Annotated in this window: 20 protein-coding genes; 11 read left to right on the top strand and 9 right to left on the bottom strand. The window is 41.9% G+C overall.

Annotated features, from left to right (window positions below; all coding sequences use genetic code 11):
• Positions 1-16 precede the first annotated feature (16 nt).
• Entirely contained in the window at positions 17-1,198 is a 1,182-nt protein-coding gene (locus RMY32_RS22970; RefSeq protein WP_322710623.1) for an aldo/keto reductase, read from the top strand.
• A gap of 97 nt (positions 1,199-1,295) precedes the next feature.
• Here RMY32_RS22970 and RMY32_RS22965 read toward each other — a convergent pair whose 3' ends face one another.
• A complete protein-coding gene (locus RMY32_RS22965; RefSeq protein ID WP_322710622.1) occupies positions 1,296-2,624 on the bottom strand; it encodes a hemolysin family protein in 1,329 nt (442 codons plus the stop codon).
• A 240-nt stretch (positions 2,625-2,864) separates the two neighbouring features.
• Here RMY32_RS22965 and mfd point away from each other — a divergent pair, with 240 nt between their 5' ends.
• The 6 genes from mfd to RMY32_RS22935 all read left to right on the top strand — a co-directional run bounded on the left by mfd (position 2,865) and on the right by RMY32_RS22935 (position 9,024).
• Complete coding sequence (mfd, locus tag RMY32_RS22960; RefSeq protein WP_322710621.1) at positions 2,865-6,446, top strand: transcription-repair coupling factor; 3,582 nt, start codon at positions 2,865-2,867, stop codon at positions 6,444-6,446.
• 123 nt (positions 6,447-6,569) lie between these two features.
• Positions 6,570-6,833: a hypothetical protein gene (locus RMY32_RS22955; protein WP_322710620.1), complete on the top strand. Its 264-nt coding sequence runs from the start codon at positions 6,570-6,572 to the stop codon at positions 6,831-6,833.
• Entirely contained in the window at positions 6,817-7,155 is a 339-nt protein-coding gene (locus tag RMY32_RS22950) for a type II toxin-antitoxin system RelE/ParE family toxin (RefSeq protein WP_322710619.1), read from the top strand. Before RMY32_RS22955 ends, RMY32_RS22950 begins: the two co-directional genes overlap by 17 nt.
• Positions 7,156-7,425: 270 nt before the next feature.
• Positions 7,426-7,887: a hypothetical protein gene (locus tag RMY32_RS22945; RefSeq protein ID WP_322710618.1), complete on the top strand. Its 462-nt coding sequence runs from the start codon at positions 7,426-7,428 to the stop codon at positions 7,885-7,887.
• Positions 7,888-8,095: 208 nt separating this feature from the next.
• Positions 8,096-8,314, top strand: coding sequence for a hypothetical protein (locus RMY32_RS22940; RefSeq protein ID WP_322710617.1), 219 nt, complete (start codon positions 8,096-8,098; stop codon positions 8,312-8,314).
• Between the two features lie 326 nt (positions 8,315-8,640).
• Complete coding sequence (locus tag RMY32_RS22935) at positions 8,641-9,024, top strand: type II toxin-antitoxin system HicB family antitoxin (protein ID WP_322710616.1); 384 nt, start codon at positions 8,641-8,643, stop codon at positions 9,022-9,024.
• Between the two features lies 1 nt (position 9,025).
• Here RMY32_RS22935 and RMY32_RS22930 read toward each other — a convergent pair whose 3' ends face one another.
• The 3 genes from RMY32_RS22930 to RMY32_RS22920 all read right to left on the bottom strand — a co-directional run bounded on the left by RMY32_RS22930 (position 9,026) and on the right by RMY32_RS22920 (position 11,008).
• Positions 9,026-9,481: an NUDIX hydrolase gene (locus RMY32_RS22930; protein ID WP_322710615.1), complete on the bottom strand. Its 456-nt coding sequence runs from the start codon at positions 9,479-9,481 to the stop codon at positions 9,026-9,028.
• Between the two features lie 8 nt (positions 9,482-9,489).
• Entirely contained in the window at positions 9,490-9,942 is a 453-nt protein-coding gene (locus RMY32_RS22925; RefSeq protein ID WP_322710614.1) for a DUF3531 family protein, read from the bottom strand.
• A gap of 133 nt (positions 9,943-10,075) precedes the next feature.
• Positions 10,076-11,008 carry a Sll0314/Alr1548 family TPR repeat-containing protein gene (locus RMY32_RS22920; protein ID WP_322710613.1) on the bottom strand — a complete coding sequence of 311 codons (933 nt, stop codon included), beginning with the start codon at positions 11,006-11,008 and terminating at the stop codon, positions 10,076-10,078.
• Between the two features lie 308 nt (positions 11,009-11,316).
• On the opposite strand from RMY32_RS22920, the gene RMY32_RS22915 reads away from it, so the two are divergent.
• Both RMY32_RS22915 and rsmG read left to right on the top strand, forming a co-directional pair.
• Positions 11,317-11,991 (top strand): energy-coupling factor ABC transporter ATP-binding protein, encoded by a 675-nt coding sequence (locus RMY32_RS22915; protein WP_322710612.1) that lies wholly within the window; start codon positions 11,317-11,319, stop codon positions 11,989-11,991.
• A gap of 96 nt (positions 11,992-12,087) precedes the next feature.
• A complete protein-coding gene (rsmG, locus tag RMY32_RS22910) occupies positions 12,088-12,822 on the top strand; it encodes a 16S rRNA (guanine(527)-N(7))-methyltransferase RsmG (RefSeq protein ID WP_322710611.1) in 735 nt (244 codons plus the stop codon).
• A 111-nt stretch (positions 12,823-12,933) separates the two neighbouring features.
• On the opposite strand, the gene RMY32_RS22905 is transcribed toward rsmG, so the two are convergent.
• The 5 genes from RMY32_RS22905 to RMY32_RS22885 all read right to left on the bottom strand — a co-directional run bounded on the left by RMY32_RS22905 (position 12,934) and on the right by RMY32_RS22885 (position 16,198).
• Positions 12,934-13,713 (bottom strand): superoxide dismutase, encoded by a 780-nt coding sequence (locus RMY32_RS22905; RefSeq protein ID WP_322710610.1) that lies wholly within the window; start codon positions 13,711-13,713, stop codon positions 12,934-12,936.
• A 111-nt stretch (positions 13,714-13,824) separates the two neighbouring features.
• Complete coding sequence (locus RMY32_RS22900; protein ID WP_322710609.1) at positions 13,825-14,946, bottom strand: ABC transporter ATP-binding protein; 1,122 nt, start codon at positions 14,944-14,946, stop codon at positions 13,825-13,827.
• 52 nt (positions 14,947-14,998) lie between these two features.
• A complete protein-coding gene (locus tag RMY32_RS22895; RefSeq protein WP_322710608.1) occupies positions 14,999-15,226 on the bottom strand; it encodes a type II toxin-antitoxin system HicA family toxin in 228 nt (75 codons plus the stop codon).
• Positions 15,226-15,444 carry a type II toxin-antitoxin system HicB family antitoxin gene (locus RMY32_RS22890; protein ID WP_322676664.1) on the bottom strand — a complete coding sequence of 73 codons (219 nt, stop codon included), beginning with the start codon at positions 15,442-15,444 and terminating at the stop codon, positions 15,226-15,228. The genes RMY32_RS22895 and RMY32_RS22890 overlap by 1 nt, the downstream gene beginning before the upstream one ends.
• 25 nt (positions 15,445-15,469) lie before the next feature.
• Positions 15,470-16,198: a GUN4 domain-containing protein gene (locus RMY32_RS22885; protein ID WP_322710607.1), complete on the bottom strand. Its 729-nt coding sequence runs from the start codon at positions 16,196-16,198 to the stop codon at positions 15,470-15,472.
• Positions 16,199-16,587: 389 nt separating this feature from the next.
• Between RMY32_RS22885 and RMY32_RS22880 the strand changes: the two genes are divergently transcribed.
• Together RMY32_RS22880 and RMY32_RS22875 are read left to right on the top strand one after the other, a co-directional pair.
• Positions 16,588-18,009 (top strand): NADP-dependent isocitrate dehydrogenase, encoded by a 1,422-nt coding sequence (locus RMY32_RS22880; RefSeq protein ID WP_322710606.1) that lies wholly within the window; start codon positions 16,588-16,590, stop codon positions 18,007-18,009.
• A 176-nt stretch (positions 18,010-18,185) separates the two neighbouring features.
• Complete coding sequence (locus tag RMY32_RS22875) at positions 18,186-19,115, top strand: leucine-rich repeat domain-containing protein (protein ID WP_322710605.1); 930 nt, start codon at positions 18,186-18,188, stop codon at positions 19,113-19,115.
• The last annotated feature ends 127 nt before the right edge of the window (positions 19,116-19,242 follow it).

Below are 19,242 nucleotides of genomic sequence, written 5' to 3'. Positions count from 1 at the left end.
AATCCACAATCCACTGATGCTATATAGAAGATTTGGACGCACAGAATTACAGATGCCAGTGTTTTCCTACGGTGGCATGAGATATCAGTTCAAATGGGAGGATGTTCCCAATCATGAAATTCCTGCTGATAACCAGGCAAACTTGGAAGCGACTATTAGAAGGGCAGTCGAGGTTGGGATTAATCATATTGAAACTGCCCGTGGTTATGGCACTTCTGAAATGCAATTGGGGAGAATATTGCCCAAGTTTCCCCGCGAAAAGTTGATTGTTCAGACAAAAATCAATCCAAAGGCAGATGCGAAAGAATTCCGAGAAACGTTTGAACAATCTTTGAAAAATCTCCAGCTAGATTATGTTGACCTTTTAGGGTTACACGGCATTAATCATCCTGAGTCATTAGATGACAGCATCCGTCCCGGCGGCTGTTTGGAAGTAGCACAGCAGTTGCGAGCAGAGGGAAAAGTTAGATTTATCGGCTTTTCCACACACGGCTCGACAGATATAATTGTGCAGACAATTAATACCAATCAATTTGATTACGTAAACCTGCATTGGTACTACATTAATCAATGGAATTGGGCGGCAATCGAAGCAGCTAAACGCCACGATGTGGGGGTGTTTATTATTAGCCCTTCTAATAAAGGAGGTTTGTTGTATGAGCCTCCCCAAAAATTAGTCAATCTTTGCGCTCCATTGAGTCCAATGGTGTTTAATGATTTGTTTTGTTTGAGTCATCAAGAGGTACATACCCTGAGTTTGGGAGCAGCAAAACCACAAGATTTTGATGAACATCTGAAGACTTTAGAACTATTAGATCGAGCATCAGAAATTTTGCCGCCAATTTTAGCAAGATTGGAACAAGAAGCGATCGCTACTTTGGGAGAAGATTGGGTAAAATCTTGGGAAACAAATCTCCCAACCTATGACGAAACCCCTGGTGAGGTAAATATTCGGGTGATTTTGTGGCTGCGTAATTTAGCGATCGCCTACGATTTAGTAGACTACGCTAAAATGCGCTATAACCTGCTTGGCAATGGCGGCCACTGGTTCCCCGGCAACAAAGCCGAGCAACTAGATGAATTAGATTTAGGGAAATCTCTTACCCGTAATCCCTACGCCGATAAAATCCCCCAACTCCTGAAACAAGCTCATCAGATGTTGGCGGGTGAAGAGGTCAAACGTTTATCTCGCACTTGATAAATTTCATAAATAGGGCATTAGCTATTATGGCGTATGGGAAATATTAAACAATAATTATTATCAATGCCCAATGCCCAATGCCCAATGCCCAATCCTAATTAGATTTTTTCGTATCTGCTGATTTAACTGCCTTCGGTACGACTAGCACCTTATCAACGCGATTACCATCCATATCCATCACTTCAATTCGCATACTTTGCCATTCAAAATGATCTGCTGCAGCAGGAATACGACCTAAATGGGTAATCACAAAACCGCCTAATGTTTGATAACTACCGCGTTCTTCAGATTCCCACTCTTCCATCCCAAAAAGTTCCAAAAACTCCTCTACAGGCAACATCCCATCCAAAAGCCAGGAACCATCTTCGCGTTGTACAGCTTGTGGTTGATCCTGTCCATCCGTTGAAGGAACATCACCCACGATTTCACTCATGATGTCGTTGAGAGTGACTAATCCTTGAATTACGCCGTATTCATCCACTACCAGCGCCATGTGAGTGATAGTTTGCTTGAACAATTCCAAAACTTTCAAGCCACGGGTGCTTTCTGGCACGAATACGGGCTGCCGCAATCCCACTGTTAAATCTAGCGGTTCTCCTCGGAAACTCCTGGCTAATAAGTCAGTAACAGGCATAACACCAAGCACATTGTCAAGTCCTCCCTGACAAACTGGATACCGAGAATAAGCACTATCAACCATTTTTTGGCGATTTTCTTCGGCAGAGTCGTCTAAGTCTAGCCAAACAATATCAGGACGAGGTGTCATTAAGTAACTAACAGGGCGATCGCCTAAACGAAAGACTCGCTCTACCATATCCTGTTCAGCTTCTTCAAAGGTTCCCGCCTCTGTGCCTTGCTCGATTAAGATTTTAATTTCTTCTTCGGTGACTTGCGGCTCAGTAGAAGCTGTAATTCCCAGCACTCGCAAGATCAAATCTGTAGAAGTGCTTAAAAGAAAGACTACAGGAGAAGCGATCGCAGCCAAGGCTTGCATCGGAATCGCTACAATCGAGGCAATCCTTTCTGGATTATTTAATGCCAAACGTTTTGGTACCAATTCGCCAACAATGAGTGACAAATAGGTAATGATCAAAACCACTATTCCAAAAGATATCGGTTCGCTATAAGGTGCTAACAAAGGTACAAGTCGCACATAGACTACCAGTCGGTTGGCAATTGTTGCTCCTCCAAAAGCACCAGTTAAGATACCGATTAAGGAAATACCCACTTGAACAGTTGACAGGAAATGATTTGGAGACTCTGCTAATTTCAATGCTGCCATTGCCTTGGCATCTCCTTGATTGGCAAGCTGTTGTAACCTTACTTTCCGTGCCGAGACAATCGCCATCTCAGACATAGAAAACACGCCGTTGGCAATAATTAGCACCAAAATGATTGAAATTTCAAAAGTGATGGGGGACATGTTTAAAATTGCCGCTTATCAGAGCGAATGTAGCTCAATACCTAGTATCTAGTATTAAAGGTGCTTCTATAAATGCTTTGATTGTACACAAAGTAGTAGTTATAGTTCTTAAGTTTATTAGTCACTGTGCATTATTCTTCTACCGCAAGAATAAGAAAGCTGTTAACACTTTTAAAATAGTTGACATAAACTGCCTCAAGATTTGCTGATCCACAAAGACTCCCATCGCTAGTAGTACTTATGTCATTTTCTTCTATTGTGCGTGCCTTAGGCCGATCGCCGCTCACCACTGAATTTATTTCTAAGCTGAATCGACAACAAGAATTGCGGTTAAATGGCATTCCCAGGCTGCCCAAGACTTTAGTGGCTTCAGCATTAGCGCAGTCTCAGGGCAAGGATTTGTTTGTGGTTTGCGCCACTCTGGAAGAAGCTGGACGCGTTTACGCACAACTGGAGGCAATGGGATGGCAAACAGTACATTTTTACCCCACCTCCGAGGCTTCTCCTTACGAACCTTTTGACCCGGAAACTGAAATGAGTTGGGGGCAAATGCAGGTTTTGGCAGATTTACTCAAGAGTCAAGAGTCATTAGTCATTAGTCAGTTGTCATTAGAAACAAACCAAGAACAAAGGACAAAGGACATAGACGCGCCAGCGGCTTCCCGCAGGGTAGGACAAAGGACAAATTTAGCGATTGTGGCTACTCAAGGGGCGTTGCAACCTCATTTACCACCACCAGAAGCTTTTGGGCAATTCTGTCTTACCCTAAAAAAAGGGATGGAATTAGACCTGAATAGCTTCAGTGAAAAAATAACTATTTTGGGGTATGAAAGAGTTCCTTTGGTGGAAATGGAAGGGCAATGGAGTCGGCGGGGCGATATTGTTGATGTGTTCCCGGTTTCTTCGGAATTTCCAGTCAGGTTGGAATGGTTTGGTGATGAAATCGAGCAAATGCGGGAATTTGACCCAGCAACCCAACGTTCCGCCCTCGACAAAGTTGACCAGTTAATTCTTACCCCCACTAGCTTTACTCCCATCGTGATGGCTGCACTGAAAAATAGTGCTGAGTTCGGAGTGCTGAGTGCTGAGTTAAATTCTGACTCAGAACTTAGCACTGCGAACTCATCAATGTTGGAGGGTAGCCGTCGCTTTTTGGGGTTAGCATTCGAGCAACCAGCATCTCTGCTAAACTACTTAGCAGAAAATACCTTGATTGCCATTGATGAGCCAGAACAGTGTCATGCTCATAGCGATCGCTGGGTAGAAAATGCCCAGGAACAATGGGGAATGGCGCATGGAGAAGAGTCTACTCCTCTAAGATTGCCGAAAATTCACCGTTCGTTTGATGAGTGTCTGGTTGATGTTGCCAAATTTAAAACATTATATTTATCGGAATTATCAGAGGAAAATGATGGGATCAATCTTGCCAGCCGTCCTGTTCCAGTCACGCCCCACCAGTTTGCTAAACTAGCTGAAACCATCCGCCAAGAACGCGATCGCAATTTCTCGATCTGGCTGCTTTCTGCTCAACCTTCGCGTTCTGTCTCGCTGTTACAAGAACATGATTGTCCGGCTCAGTTTATCCCCAATCCCCGCGACTACCAAGCGATTGATAAGCTGCAAATCAACCATACTCCCATAGCTCTAAAATATTCTGGTCTTGCGGAATTAGAAGGTTTTATCCTACCTACATACCGATTAGTAATCGTTACAGATCGGGAATTTTTTGGACAGCATTCTTTAGCGACTCCCGGCTATATCCGCAAGCGCCACAAGGCGACATCTAAACAAGTCGATCCCAATAAGCTGCGTCCGGGCGATTATGTGGTTCACAGAAATCATGGTGTTGGTAAATTTGTCAAGCTGGAAAGTTTGACAATTAATAACGAAACCCGTGATTATTTGGTAGTGCAGTATGCTGATGGGTTACTCAGAGTCGCAGCCGATCAAGTAGGTGCTTTATCGCGGTTCCGCGCTGGTGGTGAGAAAGCGCCAGAACTCAACAGGATGACTGGTAAAGCTTGGGAAAATACCAAGAATAAAGTCCGCAAAGCGATCAAAAAATTGGCGGTGGACTTGTTGAAACTGTATGCAGCGCGATCGCAACAACAAGGTTTTAGCTTTCCAGATGATATGCCTTGGCAGGAGGAATTAGAAGATTCTTTCCCCTACCAACCCACAACAGATCAGCTCAAAGCTGTGCAAGATGTAAAACGCGACATGGAAAGCGATCGCCCAATGGATCGCTTAGTTTGTGGCGATGTCGGTTTCGGGAAAACGGAAGTGGCGATTCGTGCTATTTTCAAAGCAGTCATCGCCGGTAAACAAGTGGCACTCCTTGCGCCAACGACTATTTTAACACAGCAGCATTACCATACACTCAAAGAACGTTTTGCTCCTTACCCCGTAAATGTCGGTTTACTCAATCGTTTTCGTTCGGCTGAAGAACGCCGCGATATTCAAAAGCGATTGGCAACGGGTGAATTAGATGTAGTGGTTGGTACACAGCAACTTTTGGGTAAAGGCGTGATGTTCCGGGATTTAGGACTGTTGGTGGTGGATGAAGAACAAAGGTTTGGAGTAAACCAGAAAGAAAAAATTAAAAGCCTGAAAACTCAAGTTGACGTGCTTACCCTCTCCGCCACTCCCATTCCCCGGACTTTGTATATGTCTTTGTCGGGAATTCGGGAAATGAGTTTGATTACCACACCACCGCCAACTAGACGAGCGATTAAAACCCATCTGTCACCAATTAATTCCGAAAGTATCCGCACGGCAATTCGTCAAGAATTAGACAGAGGTGGACAGGTATTTTATGTAGTTCCACGAGTAGATGGAATTGAAGAGACAACAGCCAATTTACGAGAAGTGATACCGGGAGCTAGGTTTGCGATCGCTCACGGTCAAATGGATGAAAGCGAGTTAGAATCAACCATGCTCACCTTCAGCAATGGCGATGCAGATATCCTGGTTTGTACGACAATTATTGAATCTGGCTTAGATATTCCACGAGTCAACACGATTTTGATTGAAGATGCTCACCGCTTTGGATTAGCACAACTGTATCAATTACGCGGTCGTGTGGGACGTGCAGGGATACAAGCTCATGCTTGGTTATTTTATCCAAAGCAACGGGCATTATCTGATGCAGCACGGCAACGATTACGAGCGATTCAGGAATTTACTCAGTTAGGTTCTGGATATCAGCTAGCGATGCGCGACATGGAAATCAGAGGCGTAGGCAACTTGCTAGGTGCAGAACAATCCGGTCAAATGGATGCTATAGGTTTTGATTTATACATGGAAATGCTTGAAGAAGCAATTCGGGAAATCCGCGGACAAGAAATTCCGAAAGTGGAGGATACCCAGATTGACCTCAACTTGACAGCATTTATTCCAGCGGATTATATCACCGATTTGGATCAAAAGATGAGTGCATATCGGGCGGTAGCGACAGCTAAATCTAAATCAGAATTAAAGCAGATTGCAGCTGAGTGGAGCGATCGCTATGGTAGTTTACCAGTGTCGGCAAATCAACTTTTGCGAGTCATGGAACTCAAACAACTAGCGAAAAAGCTCGGATTTAGCCGGATTAAACCAGAACAAAAGCAGCACGTTGTTTTAGAAACGCCAATGGAGGAACCCGCTTGGAATTTATTAGCGGCGAATTTACCAGACAATCTCAAGACGCGGTTTGTGTATTCTCCTGGAAAAGTGACGGTGCGCGGGTTAGGAGTTTTTAAGGCAGATCAACAATTGCAAAATTTGATTGATGCTTTCGGGAGAATGCAAGGTGCGATTCCAGAGGCAGCTGTTGTTTAATTGGGATAAAAAGATTAGTGATTAAATGAAAACCTATGTCATTTTGAGCAGGCTGGAATTCCAAACCCAGCCTTTTGAGCCTATTTAGTAGAATTAAAGGAAATACCAACCCGACTTCAACTCATGATCAAAACTATCGAAGGCATTTATCAGGATGGAGAAATTTACCTCACCCAGCTACCGCAAGATATTAGCGATCGCTCCCAAGTCCTCGTCACCTTTCTAGACACTGCCAAAATCGATCCCACGAAACTACGCCAACTGATTGATCGGTTGGAGACAATTGCTGGAATTGGACAAGGTTTCGAGGAACTCAACGCTGGTCAAACTCGCCCCATTGAAGATTTCGTCCAAGAAATGCAGCAAAAGTATGGCATTTCAGGTTGAGATTACTCCAATCGCGGAAGCTCAGATTGAGCAAGCTTATCGCTGGTATCGAGAGCGGAATCCTGAATTTGCCGATCGTTGGTTTCGAGGATTGATGAATGCTATTGCTACCCTACAAGAGAAGCCCCAACGTTGTGCTTTAGCAGTCGAACATGAAATTTTTCCAGAAGAAGTACGTCAACTCCTTTATGGGAAAGCCAAAAATGTATACCGAGTACTTTTTACGATTCGAGGTACTACAGTTAATGTATTGTATGTGCGCCACACTGGCCAAGCACCACTTACAGTTGATGACCTAGAGGTGTTACAAGGTGAAGTTTAGGATTTCAAGGCGATCGCTATGGTAGTTGACCAGTGTCGGCAAATCAACTGTTGCGAGTCATAGAACTCAAACAGCTAGTACAACAAACTCGGATTTAGCCGCAATCTGTCTTTTAAAGTGACACTTTATACTATGAACAATACAATGAACTTATACTAAATTAGCTTTATTTAAAGTCCTATGGGTTATTTGGCAACAAACTTGAGTACAATTCCCTCGAAAGGATATAGTTGGTACGTCTTCTTTTTACTCGATAAATGGAGTGATCCATTGAGAGAAGAAGTAAAGAATAATTTTGATCAATTTGCTGCTGAAGTTGGTTCTGACTGCTTGGCGGTGCGAGGGACAGATCGAGTTAGCTTCTATAATCAAATACTGGATAGCGAACTCATGAAGCTTACTCCAAAAGGAGAACATCCACCACTACCAGCACTTATAGTTTCTAACTACTCTCCTGGAAGTATGGATGACAGTAGCGGAATTAAAGATATGAGGAATGCTAAGTTGATGATTTTTCCACTTGCTGCAAAATATATTAGGCCAGGTTCCATTACTGAATTTCTTCAAGACCTTGCAATAACTCTTAAAGATGGTTCTCCAGAGGAACTTAAAACTAAAGAAGAAATGGAGAAAAAGTGGAGATGGTTAGTTAAGTACTTTGAACTGAAACCATCTTTTTTTGGCTTTTTTCAAGTGAATGTCAACCAGATACTTGAAGATTTATTCCATTAAGCTAGGAGAAAAAACTACACTCATCTTGGCCATAAATTGTTTTGGCACTAAGAAACTCAACACTTGCTTTTACTCAAACTTTACTACTTCTGCTATAAAGAACGATCGCGCTTTCCTCTGGCCCCAATCAATCGCACCCTACCTAACAACCCCAACAAAGTGCAAGCAGAGATAATTTATAGTATGAATTTCGTAACGATTAACAGCTATGACAGAGCTACTTGAACAAGCGATCGCTAAACTAAAAAATTTACCTGCCAATGAACAAGATGCGATCGCGGCGATGATTTTGGCAGAACTAGAAGATGAACGCTGTTGGGATCAAGCTTTTGCCCGTTCTCCAGATATGCTTGCCAAACTTGCAACCGAAGCAATGGCTGAATACCGTGCAGGAAAAACTCAAGAGTTAGATCCAGATACATTGTGAAGTCACGTATAACCGCTCAGTTTCGTCAAGGGTTTGCCGATCTACCTGAGCAAGTTCAAGAGTAAACGCGTGAGGCATACCGCCTCTTCAAACAAGATCCGAGCCATCCCAGCTTGCGCTTCAAAAAAGTACATCCAGAACTACCAATTTATTCAGCACGGATTAGCAAAAATTATCGAGCGGTTGGACAGTTAGATGGAGATACTGTTATTTGGTTTTGGCTTGGTTCACACGCAGAGTATAACAAGTTGCTTTCTCAGTTGTAGCGACACAGTGCGATCGTGTACAGCAAATAGTTGAACTATTAAATTTAGAAGAGTGGATTGATGAAGACACTGAACCAGAAGAACCAGCAGATTGAGAAGCCGTCCTTAGAATATTATTTAAATCTTCAGTACCCTGTAACACTTTACCCTGACCCAGAGGGTGGATATATAGCCCAAATTAAAGATTTACCTGGATGTCTTACCCAAGGCGAAACCCTTGAAGAGACAATGGCAAATCTCAATGAGTCGCGGGAACTGTGGATTGAGACAGCTTATGAAGCAGGCGATCGCATTCCCTTACCAAGTAATAATGATAGCTATAGCGGGAAACTACTGCTACGGATGCCGAAATCTTTACATCGGCGTTTAGCTGAGACTTCTGAACGGGAAGGTGTTAGTCTCAATCAGTATATTGTGTCTTTGTTGAGTGCAATTTCTAGATGATTTATAAATAGTCAAAAAATACTTCAGGTACTAATCTTAATTCCCCAGATTTGAAGCGAGAGATATCTATCCATAAGGCTCTATGTTTATGATGTGGTGATTCAGAAAAAACTAAACTTTCCAGTTGATAAAATTTGGAATCAGCAAAGTCACACTGATAAAGCTGAATAATTTCATGACCTTGCCTACCATTAAATGTAAATAGGTTCTCTATACAACCTAGATATTTAATATTCGTTAATTCTGCCTGAATTTCCTCTTGAAATTCCCGTTTTAAGGCGGCGTGGCTGGTTTCACCAAAATCAACACCACCGCCTAAAGCCCGATAAAATGTTTCTTGTTTTGCGGGATCGTAACCTTCAGAAAGAAATATGCGTTCGCCCTTGGCGTTGGCAGAGCCATCGCCATTCCGAATTAACCCCAAGGCTATTACCCGAATTTCACCTGCTTTATTCATTTTTGTAACTAATTATCATAAATAGACTGAGGACGACTTTCGCTATCCTCAATAGGCCAATCTGGATTTTCACCACCGATGTACAATTCTTCAATGGTCACATATTCCTGACTTAGCTGGGTAAGAGCATTGATTAAAATATCCAATGCGATCGCATCACTGGTTCCTAAGTCAAACCAACAACGCCCCCACTGACCCTCATATTCAAACTCACCCATGTTGTGCATCAGTGCTAATAGACTTTTGTCATAGCCTTGTGCATCATAATTCATGTAGCTGATATCGAGTCCAGTATCCTGCACTTGGAGGTTTTCTGCATTAAATGCACCCAATTTACCTAAATAAAACCAGGAATTGAAGACTTCTTCTACATACTGCTTTTCACGCGCAGAAGGATTTGTGCTGAATTTCAGCCAAATCCACATATCAAAAGGATTAATTTCGCGGAACTGAATCTTCATTTTGGTCTAATATCTCTATTACTCTTCTGCAAATAAGCATATCAAAGTAGGGAATGGGGAATGGGGCATGGGGCATAGGGAATAGAGAATAAAACTAATCGCCAATACCTAATGCCCAATGCCCAATGCCCAATTATCCAGGATTCTTCAAACTAACAGCACTTCTGCGTTCGCGCTCAATTTGTTTGACTAAATCGCCTGGGAGTTGAGATTTTTTAGTCAATGCTTTGTCAAAATTAGCGATCGCTTCCTGGATCATCTGCTGGCTTTTTTCTCTTTGCCCCAGTCGCTTCAGTATTTGGGCTTTAAGATAATAAATTTCTGGATTATCGGATGTCGTTTTGATCGCCCGGTTGACATACTCTAGCGCCTGTGGATACCGTTTTAAATCCCGGTAAGCAAGAGCAATACCCCGATCCACTAGATATTGAGGAGCAGCATTTTTTTCTAAGCGTCCAATTGCCTGATCTGGACTAGCAAAAGGCAAATTAACCGCTAACAATAAATCCATATAACCCTTGATTAAATTCAGTTCTGGATCGTTGGCAGAAATTGCTTCGGCTTTGTCTAAATATTCATAAACTTGCCGCAACCGACTAAAGGCTTGTGGCACACCATTGACAGTACCCTCACGGGTGATAACTACTGCACCTTCTAAAAAATGACCAACAGCAGTGTATAAATTACCACGCAATGGATCGCTAGAAATCAGTTTTTGTCCAGTTTCTAGAGTTTTTTGGCTGTAGGTATCTAGTTTAGCCCAATCCTTATTTCCGTATGCTAAAGATGCGCTCATGGCATAAGCTAGAGGTTCATTTGGCTCTTTGGATAGTGCTTGTTCTAGATAACGCTGTGCTGCTGGATAGTTGCCCTGTTGGAAAATTGCTTTAAAAGCTGCTTCTGTTTGGTCGCCAATTTGATGAGGTTCGCTATTGCGAAACGGATCGCCAGCCAACGAGGGATTTACCCACAGATTAAGTACGAAAGCAGCGGCAAAAGCAGTCTGAGCAAAGGTAATGAGTTGAGCAGACACTACTAATTGAGGCGAAAAAAACCTTTTAATCATTTTTACCCTCAGAATAATTGCGGTTGAAATAGTTGTATGTGTTACTTAGAATGCAAAAATGGTTAATTTCAACTTGCCTTTGCTTCAACCAAAATTTTCTTATATATTGGTAATCTTTCCATGTTTCCAGGCTTGCTCTAGCCATTATTTCAGGCTTAGTCTGCCACAATGGAGAAAAAGTGGATAATTCTTGCTGCTAAATTAAGGTGTTAATCCAGGTAATGCGCTGTAAATTTTTTTCTAGAATTTTCCAAACACTCTCAGTGTAGCTAATCAGTAATTTGCTGACTTTTTGGTAATCTTAACAAATGCTTTATCTCCGAAATGTAAATTATCATCCCACAGCGTGCCCAACAGCGATTCTCAAATCGATCAATTTAGAATTAGCACCCCAGCAGCTAGGTCTGATTATTGGCCCGAGTGGTTCCGGTAAAAGTACCTTACTAGAAATTTTGTCGGGACTAACTGAACCCACTACTGGCGCACTCTTCTGGCGGGAACAAGAACTTATAGCCGAACAGTTACAACAATTAGCCGGGTTAGTATTTCAGTTTCCAGAGCGGCACTTTTGCGGTGGTTCGATTTTAGAAGAATTGCGTTTAGGACATCCTGAGTTAGGGTCAGAAAGAGTCAGACAAGCGCTGAGTGAAGTGGGATTAGAGCATTTATCGCTTTCTGCTGCCCCTTATGCTTTGAGTGGTGGTCAGCAACGACGTTTAGCTTTGGCAGTCCAATTGATTCGCCAGCCAAATTTACTGTTATTGGATGAACCCACAGCTGGTTTAGATTGGTCAATGCGTCGGCAATTGATAAATTTATTAGCGAAACTGAAACAAGATTGGACATTGTTAATTGTGACACACGACGCTGGGGATCTGTTAGCGATCGCAGACCGTTGCTGGAGACTCAACCACGGCGAACTAGAATCAGTAGACCCAAAGACACTAGAATCCAAAGTTAAAGAACCTCTACCAACGGTGTGAGAAAAAAGCAGTGGGACAAGGGGACAAGGGGACAAGGGGACAAAGAGAAAAACTATGTCCCATGTCTCATACCAAATGACAAATGACAAATGACAAATGACAAACCTATTGCCTGAGATGGCAGCAATCTGGCAGAAAACTCTCAATTGGCAACCAACTCTTCAACAACAAGCGCAATTTCAAAAGCTTTATGAGTTAATCCTAGAAGGTAATCGCCAACAAAATTTAACTCGGATCGTTGAACCTCAAGAGTTTTGGGAAAAACATCTCTGGGATTCTCTGCGAGGAATTGCACCTCTGTTATCAGCAAATTTCTCCCCTGCTTCCCCTACTATCATCGATATTGGTACAGGTGCAGGTTTTCCAGGTATTCCAGTGACAATTACTGTACCTAATTGCACAATTACTCTTCTCGATTCCACTCGGAAAAAAATTACTTTTCTCGACAATATATTAACTGAACTTGCCCTTACCAATGCCAAAACTCTTGTTGGTAGGGCTGAAGAAATCGGTCAGCACCGCCAGCATCGACTAGCTTATGATATTGCATTGATCCGTGCTGTAGGGGCGGCCTCTGTCTGTGCAGAATATACCCTACCACTGCTCAAACAGGGAGGTTTAGCTATAATTTATCGCGGTAATTGGACAAAGGATGAAACAGCTGCTTTAAAGAATGCTGTGAACCAGTTGGGTGGAGTTATTGAATCAATCGAACAATTTACAACACCTCTGAGTCACAGCATCCGCCACTGTGTGTATTTGCGTAAGGTAGCTACCACTCCAGCTAATTTTCCTCGTGCCGTAGGTGTACCGACTCAAAAGCCTCTTTGACTAATTCGTAATTATAAAGGGAAGACAGCTAACACCAATTGTAATTACGAATTACTTTGACACGAGCGGAATATTAAGTTTTTATTTTTCTATCTCTTCTTGCCTTAATAGTTAAGCAAATTTACTTGCTGCTGCAAACCGCTTGTTAATCTCATCCCAATTAACCACGTTCCACCAAGCATCTAAATAATCAGCGCGGCGATTCTGGTAATTGAGATAATATGCATGTTCCCATACATCATTACCCAGGATCGGATATTTACCTGCACTTAAGGGAGTGTCTTGGTTAGCTGTAGTTGTCACTTCCAACTTGCCACCCTTGTTACGTACTAGCCAAACCCAACCACTACCAAAACGACCAGCGCCAGCTTCATTAAACTGTTTTTTGAAAGCTGCAAAAGAGCCAAAATTTTGATTAATTGCGGAGGCGATATTTCCTGTTGGTTCTCCCCCACCTTTTGGCTTCATAATTTGCCAGAACATTGAGTGGTTCACATGACCGCCGCCATTATTACGTACTGTTCTGCGAATATCTTGTGGTACACTGTCAAGTTTTTGCAACAGTTCTTCAACAGTTTTACCTTTGAGTTCTGGATGTTTTTCTAAGGCTGCATTCAGGTTTTTCACATAAGTTGCGTGATGTTTATCGTGGTGAAATTGCATCGTTTTGGTATCGATGTGTGGTTCCAGTGCTTCGTAGGCATAAGGTAAAGGCGGTAATTGGATAGCACCTGTTGTATTTGCTGTTATATTGGGTGTTGTATTTGCGGTTGTATTTGGTGTTGCAGCATTTCCATTAGGAGATTTCTCTGCCAATGCACAAGAGTCTAATGCAAAAGCACCTGTACTTGATGTCAGTAAAAACAAGAAATGGCGTCGATTAATAGTCATATAACTTTTTACAGCTAATCCATGAAGTCTCTATTGCAGTTTTTATTTTCTTAGATTTTGGCGACAAAAAATTAGAATTTAGCGATTATTTATAGCTGTTTAAGAAACTCTTTATAAGATTCTGTCCCCAGTTTCGGGATCGAATACAAACAAATGATTTAAATCGATCTCTAAAGAAAGGCGATCGCCTGAACGAAAACGCATATCAGAGCCTACTTGAATATTCAGCATCACCGCCGAACCGGGTAAACCAGCACGAATCAAAGTTTCTCTTCCCAAAGGTTCTACAACTTTAACTTCAACCGATAATAATCCTGAATTTTGAGTACTATTAGCGGTAGCTGGGCGTTCAGCCCGTTCTGAATCAGTGTTTATTTTTATATGCTCTGGACGAATCCCCAAATCATAACTATGTCCTTGACGCAACTGTAATTTTCCTTTCACAACTGCTGGGATTGCTAATAACTGTCCGCTCACATCGAAACCATTATTTTCATAGATTGCAGGCAAAATATTCATTGGCGGACTGCCTAAAAAAGTTGCCACCATCTGATTAGCAGGATTTGCATAAATAGTTTGAGGATCGCCAATTTGTTGAATCCGTCCGCGATTTAGCACGACAATTTGATCGGCCAAAGTCATCGCTTCAACTTGATCGTGGGTGACGTAAATAGTCGTAATCCCTAATTGTTGATGTAGTTGTTTCAATTCTGCCCTGGTATCATCGCGCAATTGGGCATCTAAATTAGATAAAGGTTCGTCAAGTAAAAAGACTTGGGGTTCGCGAGCGATCGCTCTCCCTAATGCTACCCTTTGTTGCTGTCCCCCAGAAAGTTGTTTGGGTTTGCGATCCAGCAGGCGATCGAGAGAAAGCGATCGCGCCACATTCATCACGCGTTCTTCAATGATTTTTCGGTCAACTTTCCGCATTTGCAAGCCAAAGGCGATGTTTTGGGCCACACTCATGTGAGGATAGAGAGCGTAGTTTTGGAACACCATCGCCACATCCCGTTGTCTGGCTGGAATATTATTTACCAAGCGATCGCCAATATAGAGTTTGCCAGATGTAGCGGTTTCTAAACCAGCGATCGTTCGTAAAATTGTAGACTTACCACAACCCGATGGTCCAACTAAAACCCAAAACTCGCCATCAGGAATTTCAAAGGTAATGTCCTCGATCGCGGTGACGTTATTGAATCTACGTTTAATATCTTCTAGACGAACGTTTGCCATTATCTAATTTAAGATTGTGGATTTGGAATTAGTGCAAAACTTCCCAACTCTATTATTCCAGCAATTCTATAAACTCTTCCCTTGTAAGTTCAATATCGCGTAGTATTTTGCGTAGTAATCCTTTACCTATTGTTTTACCAGCATGAACAGGAATAGTTACTAACCGTCCATCTTCATGTTGCATTTGTACATGAGAGCCTTTTTGACGTACCGCCTGAAAACCTATTTTTTCAAGAGTGTGAATAACTGTTTTACCTGTTAAAACTGGTAATTTTGGCATTAAATTACTACCTTTTGAATACCTATAAATTCTGGTATTTCTTCATCACTTTTTGTTTCTAAGCAAAGTTCAATTACTTCTCTCATATTAGCCATCAACTCATCAATTGTTTCTCCCTGACTGTAACAAGCTTTTAGCTGAGGAACTTCTCCAACATAGTAGCCATCTTCATCCCGTTCAATGATGACGTAGAATTCTCGGTTGGTGGAATCGATCATAATCTGTTTGTCCGTAGGCTCAAAATCATTTTTCTGGATTCTTCAACCAAGCTGGGTGAGAGAGTAAAGAAGCAAATACTCGTACTCCCCGAAGTTGATTAGAGAGGGGTAAGTGACCTTTAGGCGCACTCAAATCCCAGGTAAACTCGTTAGGGTATCGCGTCCAGTTATTACCTGCTTTCCAACCAATTTTTGGCCAGAAATTCTCCCAATTTTTACCCAAACTTAACCAAATTTCTCGCTGCACTGAAAAACCAAATTTACCTTCCGAGTGGACTAACCAGAGGTTGTTAATGGTTTGCAAGTCAACAGCCGAGATATTTTCTACCTCGGTAAAGTACAACCATTTTCGTTGTACAGCCGTTGGCCCTGACAGTTCACACATTTTTTCGATGGTGACGCGATCGGCTGCTTGGAAATCTTGAGCAGCTAGTAGCTGTTGCAAAGAATTGTAGTTAATCCCGCACTCTGATTTTAGAGGTACAATTCCTTCAGGAAAACAGGAGCGCAAAAATTCTTTGGCTTGAGGTGCATCAGAACTGTAAAAGACTTGGTAAGCTTTGCCATCAATCCAAGTCGCTGGGTTCTCACGTCGTTTCAGTAAAAATTCCATCAACACGTCTAATCCCTCATTACCCAACTCAGCTAATTGTGGGATTATCTGCTGTTGGACTTTTTCAGACCCAGCGATTAACGGTTGTCGGAGGGAGTCGATGTCATTTGCAGGGCCTGATAAAATCATTGGGTCTGTCATGCCATTCTTGTGTTAACGGTCAGTGAAAGAGCGGTAAGCTATCGGGCATTCTTTAAAGTGAAGTACTGATAGCGAAAAGTAGTTTACTATTTTTGATCGTACAAAATTGCGATCGCTTCACTGAATCCCACACTTAATCCCCAAATAATGTACAAGGAGAATAGGGGGAAAATCTGCGGATTGGGACTGGGGACTGGGGACTGGGGACTGGGGACTGAGGGAACATGGATGAAGAAGGGGAAATTATTAAAAAAATCACTTCGTTGTCTCTTTTCAATTCCCAATCCTCAATTCCCAATCCCCATTACCCAATCCCTAGTGCCCAATATACAAGCCTGCCACATAAGGTTTTTTTGAATAGCAGCGTATCGATTAGGAGTGTGTGAACGATGTACGAAAAGATTACCCCCCCCGCAGCCGGAGCAAAAATCACCTTCAAAAATGGTGAACCAATCGTACCGGACAATCCAATTATCCCCTTTATTCGTGGCGATGGTACAGGTATAGACATCTGGCCTGCTACCCAAAAAGTGTTAGATGCGGCGGTAGCCAAAGCATATAAGGCTCAGCGTCAAATTAGCTGGTTCAAGGTTTACGCTGGAGATGAAGCTTGTGATTTATACGGAACTTATCAGTATTTACCTCAAGACACTTTGACGGCAATTGAAGAGTATGGTGTAGCTATTAAAGGGCCTTTGACTACTCCTGTTGGGGGAGGAATTCGTTCTTTAAATGTAGCTTTGCGGCAAATTTTTGACTTGTATGCCTGCGTGCGTCCCTGTCGTTACTATGCGGGTACGCCTTCACCCCACAAAAACCCCGAAAAGTTGGATGTAATTGTTTATCGGGAGAATACGGAAGATATTTATTTAGGCATTGAGTGGCGACAAGGTAGCGAAATCGGCGATCGCTTAATTAAAATTCTCAATGAAGAACTAATCCCCGCTACCCCAGAACACGGAAAAAAACGCATTCCTCTTGATTCTGGGATTGGCATCAAACCGATCAGCAAAACTGGTTCTCAGCGTTTAGTCAGACGTGCCATTAAACACGCCTTGCTATTGCCCAAACACAAGCAACAAGTGACTTTGGTGCATAAAGGCAACATCATGAAGTACACCGAAGGCGCTTTCCGCGACTGGGGTTATGAACTAGCAACCAGCGAATTTCGCGCCTGTACTGTCACTGAACGAGAATCTTGGATTTTGAGTAATAAGGAAAAAAATCCGAATCTTTCCTTGGAAGAAAACGCCCGCGAGATCGATCCTGGGTTTGATAGTCTCACCGAGGAGAAGAAAGCGCAAATTGTCAAGGAAGTTGAAACTGTTCTTAACTCAATTTGGACAACCCACGGCGAGGGAAAATGGAAAGATAAAGTTTTGGTAAATGACCGAATTGCTGACAGTATTTTTCAACAAATCCAAACCAGACCGGATGAGTATTCGATTTTGGCGACGATGAACTTGAACGGCGATTATCTGTCTGATGCTGCTGCTGCCATTGTTGGGGGATTGGGAATGGGGCCAGGGGCAAATATTGGTGATGCTTGTGCCATATTTGAAGCTACCCACGGTACTGCACCAAAACACGCCGGCTTAGATCGAATTAATCCGGGTTCAGTGATTTTGTCTGGTGTGATGATGCTGGAATTTCTGGGTTGGCAAGAAGCCGCAGACCTAATTAAGAAAGGTTTAAGCAATGCGATCGCTAGTAGTCAAGTCACCTACGATTTAGCCCGGTTGTTAGAACCACCAGTTGAACCCTTAAAATGTTCTGAATTTGCCGAGGCAATTATTCAGCATTTTGGTTAAATATATTAATAGTCTGTCGAGTTTAAATTGATTGGTAAGTTTGTAGTAAGGACTTTAGCCTTTATCCTCTAAGCACTAAAGTGTTTACTACAAGCCTGCAAAACTAGCTTGACAAAGTACTAGGGCTAATTAGTCGAATGATCAATTCACATCTGGTTGACAGCTAAAATTGCCATATGAACCTTCAAGAAATTCTCAACTTTGCAGATGAAGTTCTATATGCTCATACAGGTACGCATCTAACCAATGTTCAACAATTGATCTTGCGTGAGTCTCTCGTTAATAAAAGATACGAGGAAATGCAAGGTTATGAAACTCAATATCTCAAAAACGAAGGTTTGAGATTGTGGATGTCATTGTCAGAGGCTCTAGATGAAAAAGTCAGTAAAACTACTTGCCGCAAAGTGTTAGAGAAAGAGGCATTTGAGAGAAAATTAAAATCTAGAGAAAATGAAAGCGTTCTACAGTTGATTGACCGGGCTGCCAAAGAAAAATGGACAGAACTAGACCTCTCAGGCATGGGATTAACAGAACTACCTCTAGAGATTGGAAGATTAACACACTTGACTACCCTTCTCTTAAATCACAATGCAACAAGCCAAAAAAGTTCAAAAACATCCTATACCAGCCTTCTCTTAAATTACAATGCAACAAGCCAAAAAAGTTCAAAAACATCCTATAAGCCCAATAATATTAAATACCTACCTTCAGAAATTGGGAATTTAACAAATCTCCAATTTATTTCTATCCGTAGTAATCAACTAACAACTTTGCCCAAAACCTTTGCAAAACTTATTAATTTAAAAGAACTCAACCTTTCGGACAATGGAATATTAACTTTGCCAGCAGAAATTGGGCAATTAATTAACTTAAGACGGCTTGATGTAAGTGCTAATAAATTAGCAGAAATACCAATTTTTCTTAATCAAATTATTATGCTAGAAGAGATTAACTTTAATGGTAATAATTTAACAAATTTACCTGATTCAATCTTTAAACTTAAAAATTTAAAATGTCTTTCTCTCAATAGTAATCAGTTAACAAGTTTGGCAGATTCATTTGAAAAAATTGATAAATTGGAGATTTTGAATTTTATACCAAATTAATATGAAGCTGCATAGAATAGAGCTTCCAAGATAAAGTTATAAGAAGAGACAGAAATTACCTGCTCAAATGTGAGTTGGTCGAAGATTTCTTGGATGCGCTCGCGTAAAGCTTGTAAAGAAGAGAAAA

Origin of the sequence: Nostoc sp. ChiSLP03a (assembly GCF_034531215.2) — a bacterium.
Lineage (GTDB): Bacteria > Cyanobacteriota > Cyanobacteriia > Cyanobacteriales > Nostocaceae > Nostoc.
This window is presented reverse-complemented; position numbering and strand designations above follow the sequence as displayed.

What these genes read in the sequence shown, in the direction of transcription:
- RMY32_RS22970 (WP_322710623.1), top strand. Translation starts at nt 17, where the DNA reads ATGCTATATAGAAGATTTGGACGCACAGAATTACAGATGCCAGTGTTT.
- RMY32_RS22965 (WP_322710622.1), bottom strand. Translation starts at nt 2,624, where the DNA reads ATGTCCCCCATCACTTTTGAAATTTCAATCATTTTGGTGCTAATTATT.
- mfd (WP_322710621.1), top strand. Translation starts at nt 2,865, where the DNA reads ATGTCATTTTCTTCTATTGTGCGTGCCTTAGGCCGATCGCCGCTCACC.
- RMY32_RS22955 (WP_322710620.1), top strand. Translation starts at nt 6,570, where the DNA reads ATGATCAAAACTATCGAAGGCATTTATCAGGATGGAGAAATTTACCTC.
- RMY32_RS22950 (WP_322710619.1), top strand. Translation starts at nt 6,817, where the DNA reads ATGGCATTTCAGGTTGAGATTACTCCAATCGCGGAAGCTCAGATTGAG.
- RMY32_RS22940 (WP_322710617.1), top strand. Translation starts at nt 8,096, where the DNA reads ATGACAGAGCTACTTGAACAAGCGATCGCTAAACTAAAAAATTTACCT.
- RMY32_RS22935 (WP_322710616.1), top strand. Translation starts at nt 8,641, where the DNA reads ATGAAGACACTGAACCAGAAGAACCAGCAGATTGAGAAGCCGTCCTTA.
- RMY32_RS22930 (WP_322710615.1), bottom strand. Translation starts at nt 9,481, where the DNA reads ATGAATAAAGCAGGTGAAATTCGGGTAATAGCCTTGGGGTTAATTCGG.
- RMY32_RS22925 (WP_322710614.1), bottom strand. Translation starts at nt 9,942, where the DNA reads ATGAAGATTCAGTTCCGCGAAATTAATCCTTTTGATATGTGGATTTGG.
- RMY32_RS22920 (WP_322710613.1), bottom strand. Translation starts at nt 11,008, where the DNA reads ATGATTAAAAGGTTTTTTTCGCCTCAATTAGTAGTGTCTGCTCAACTC.
- RMY32_RS22915 (WP_322710612.1), top strand. Translation starts at nt 11,317, where the DNA reads ATGCTTTATCTCCGAAATGTAAATTATCATCCCACAGCGTGCCCAACA.
- rsmG (WP_322710611.1), top strand. Translation starts at nt 12,088, where the DNA reads ATGACAAACCTATTGCCTGAGATGGCAGCAATCTGGCAGAAAACTCTC.
- RMY32_RS22905 (WP_322710610.1), bottom strand. Translation starts at nt 13,713, where the DNA reads ATGACTATTAATCGACGCCATTTCTTGTTTTTACTGACATCAAGTACA.
- RMY32_RS22900 (WP_322710609.1), bottom strand. Translation starts at nt 14,946, where the DNA reads ATGGCAAACGTTCGTCTAGAAGATATTAAACGTAGATTCAATAACGTC.
- RMY32_RS22895 (WP_322710608.1), bottom strand. Translation starts at nt 15,226, where the DNA reads ATGCCAAAATTACCAGTTTTAACAGGTAAAACAGTTATTCACACTCTT.
- RMY32_RS22890 (WP_322676664.1), bottom strand. Translation starts at nt 15,444, where the DNA reads ATGATCGATTCCACCAACCGAGAATTCTACGTCATCATTGAACGGGAT.
- RMY32_RS22885 (WP_322710607.1), bottom strand. Translation starts at nt 16,198, where the DNA reads ATGACAGACCCAATGATTTTATCAGGCCCTGCAAATGACATCGACTCC.
- RMY32_RS22880 (WP_322710606.1), top strand. Translation starts at nt 16,588, where the DNA reads ATGTACGAAAAGATTACCCCCCCCGCAGCCGGAGCAAAAATCACCTTC.
- RMY32_RS22875 (WP_322710605.1), top strand. Translation starts at nt 18,186, where the DNA reads ATGAACCTTCAAGAAATTCTCAACTTTGCAGATGAAGTTCTATATGCT.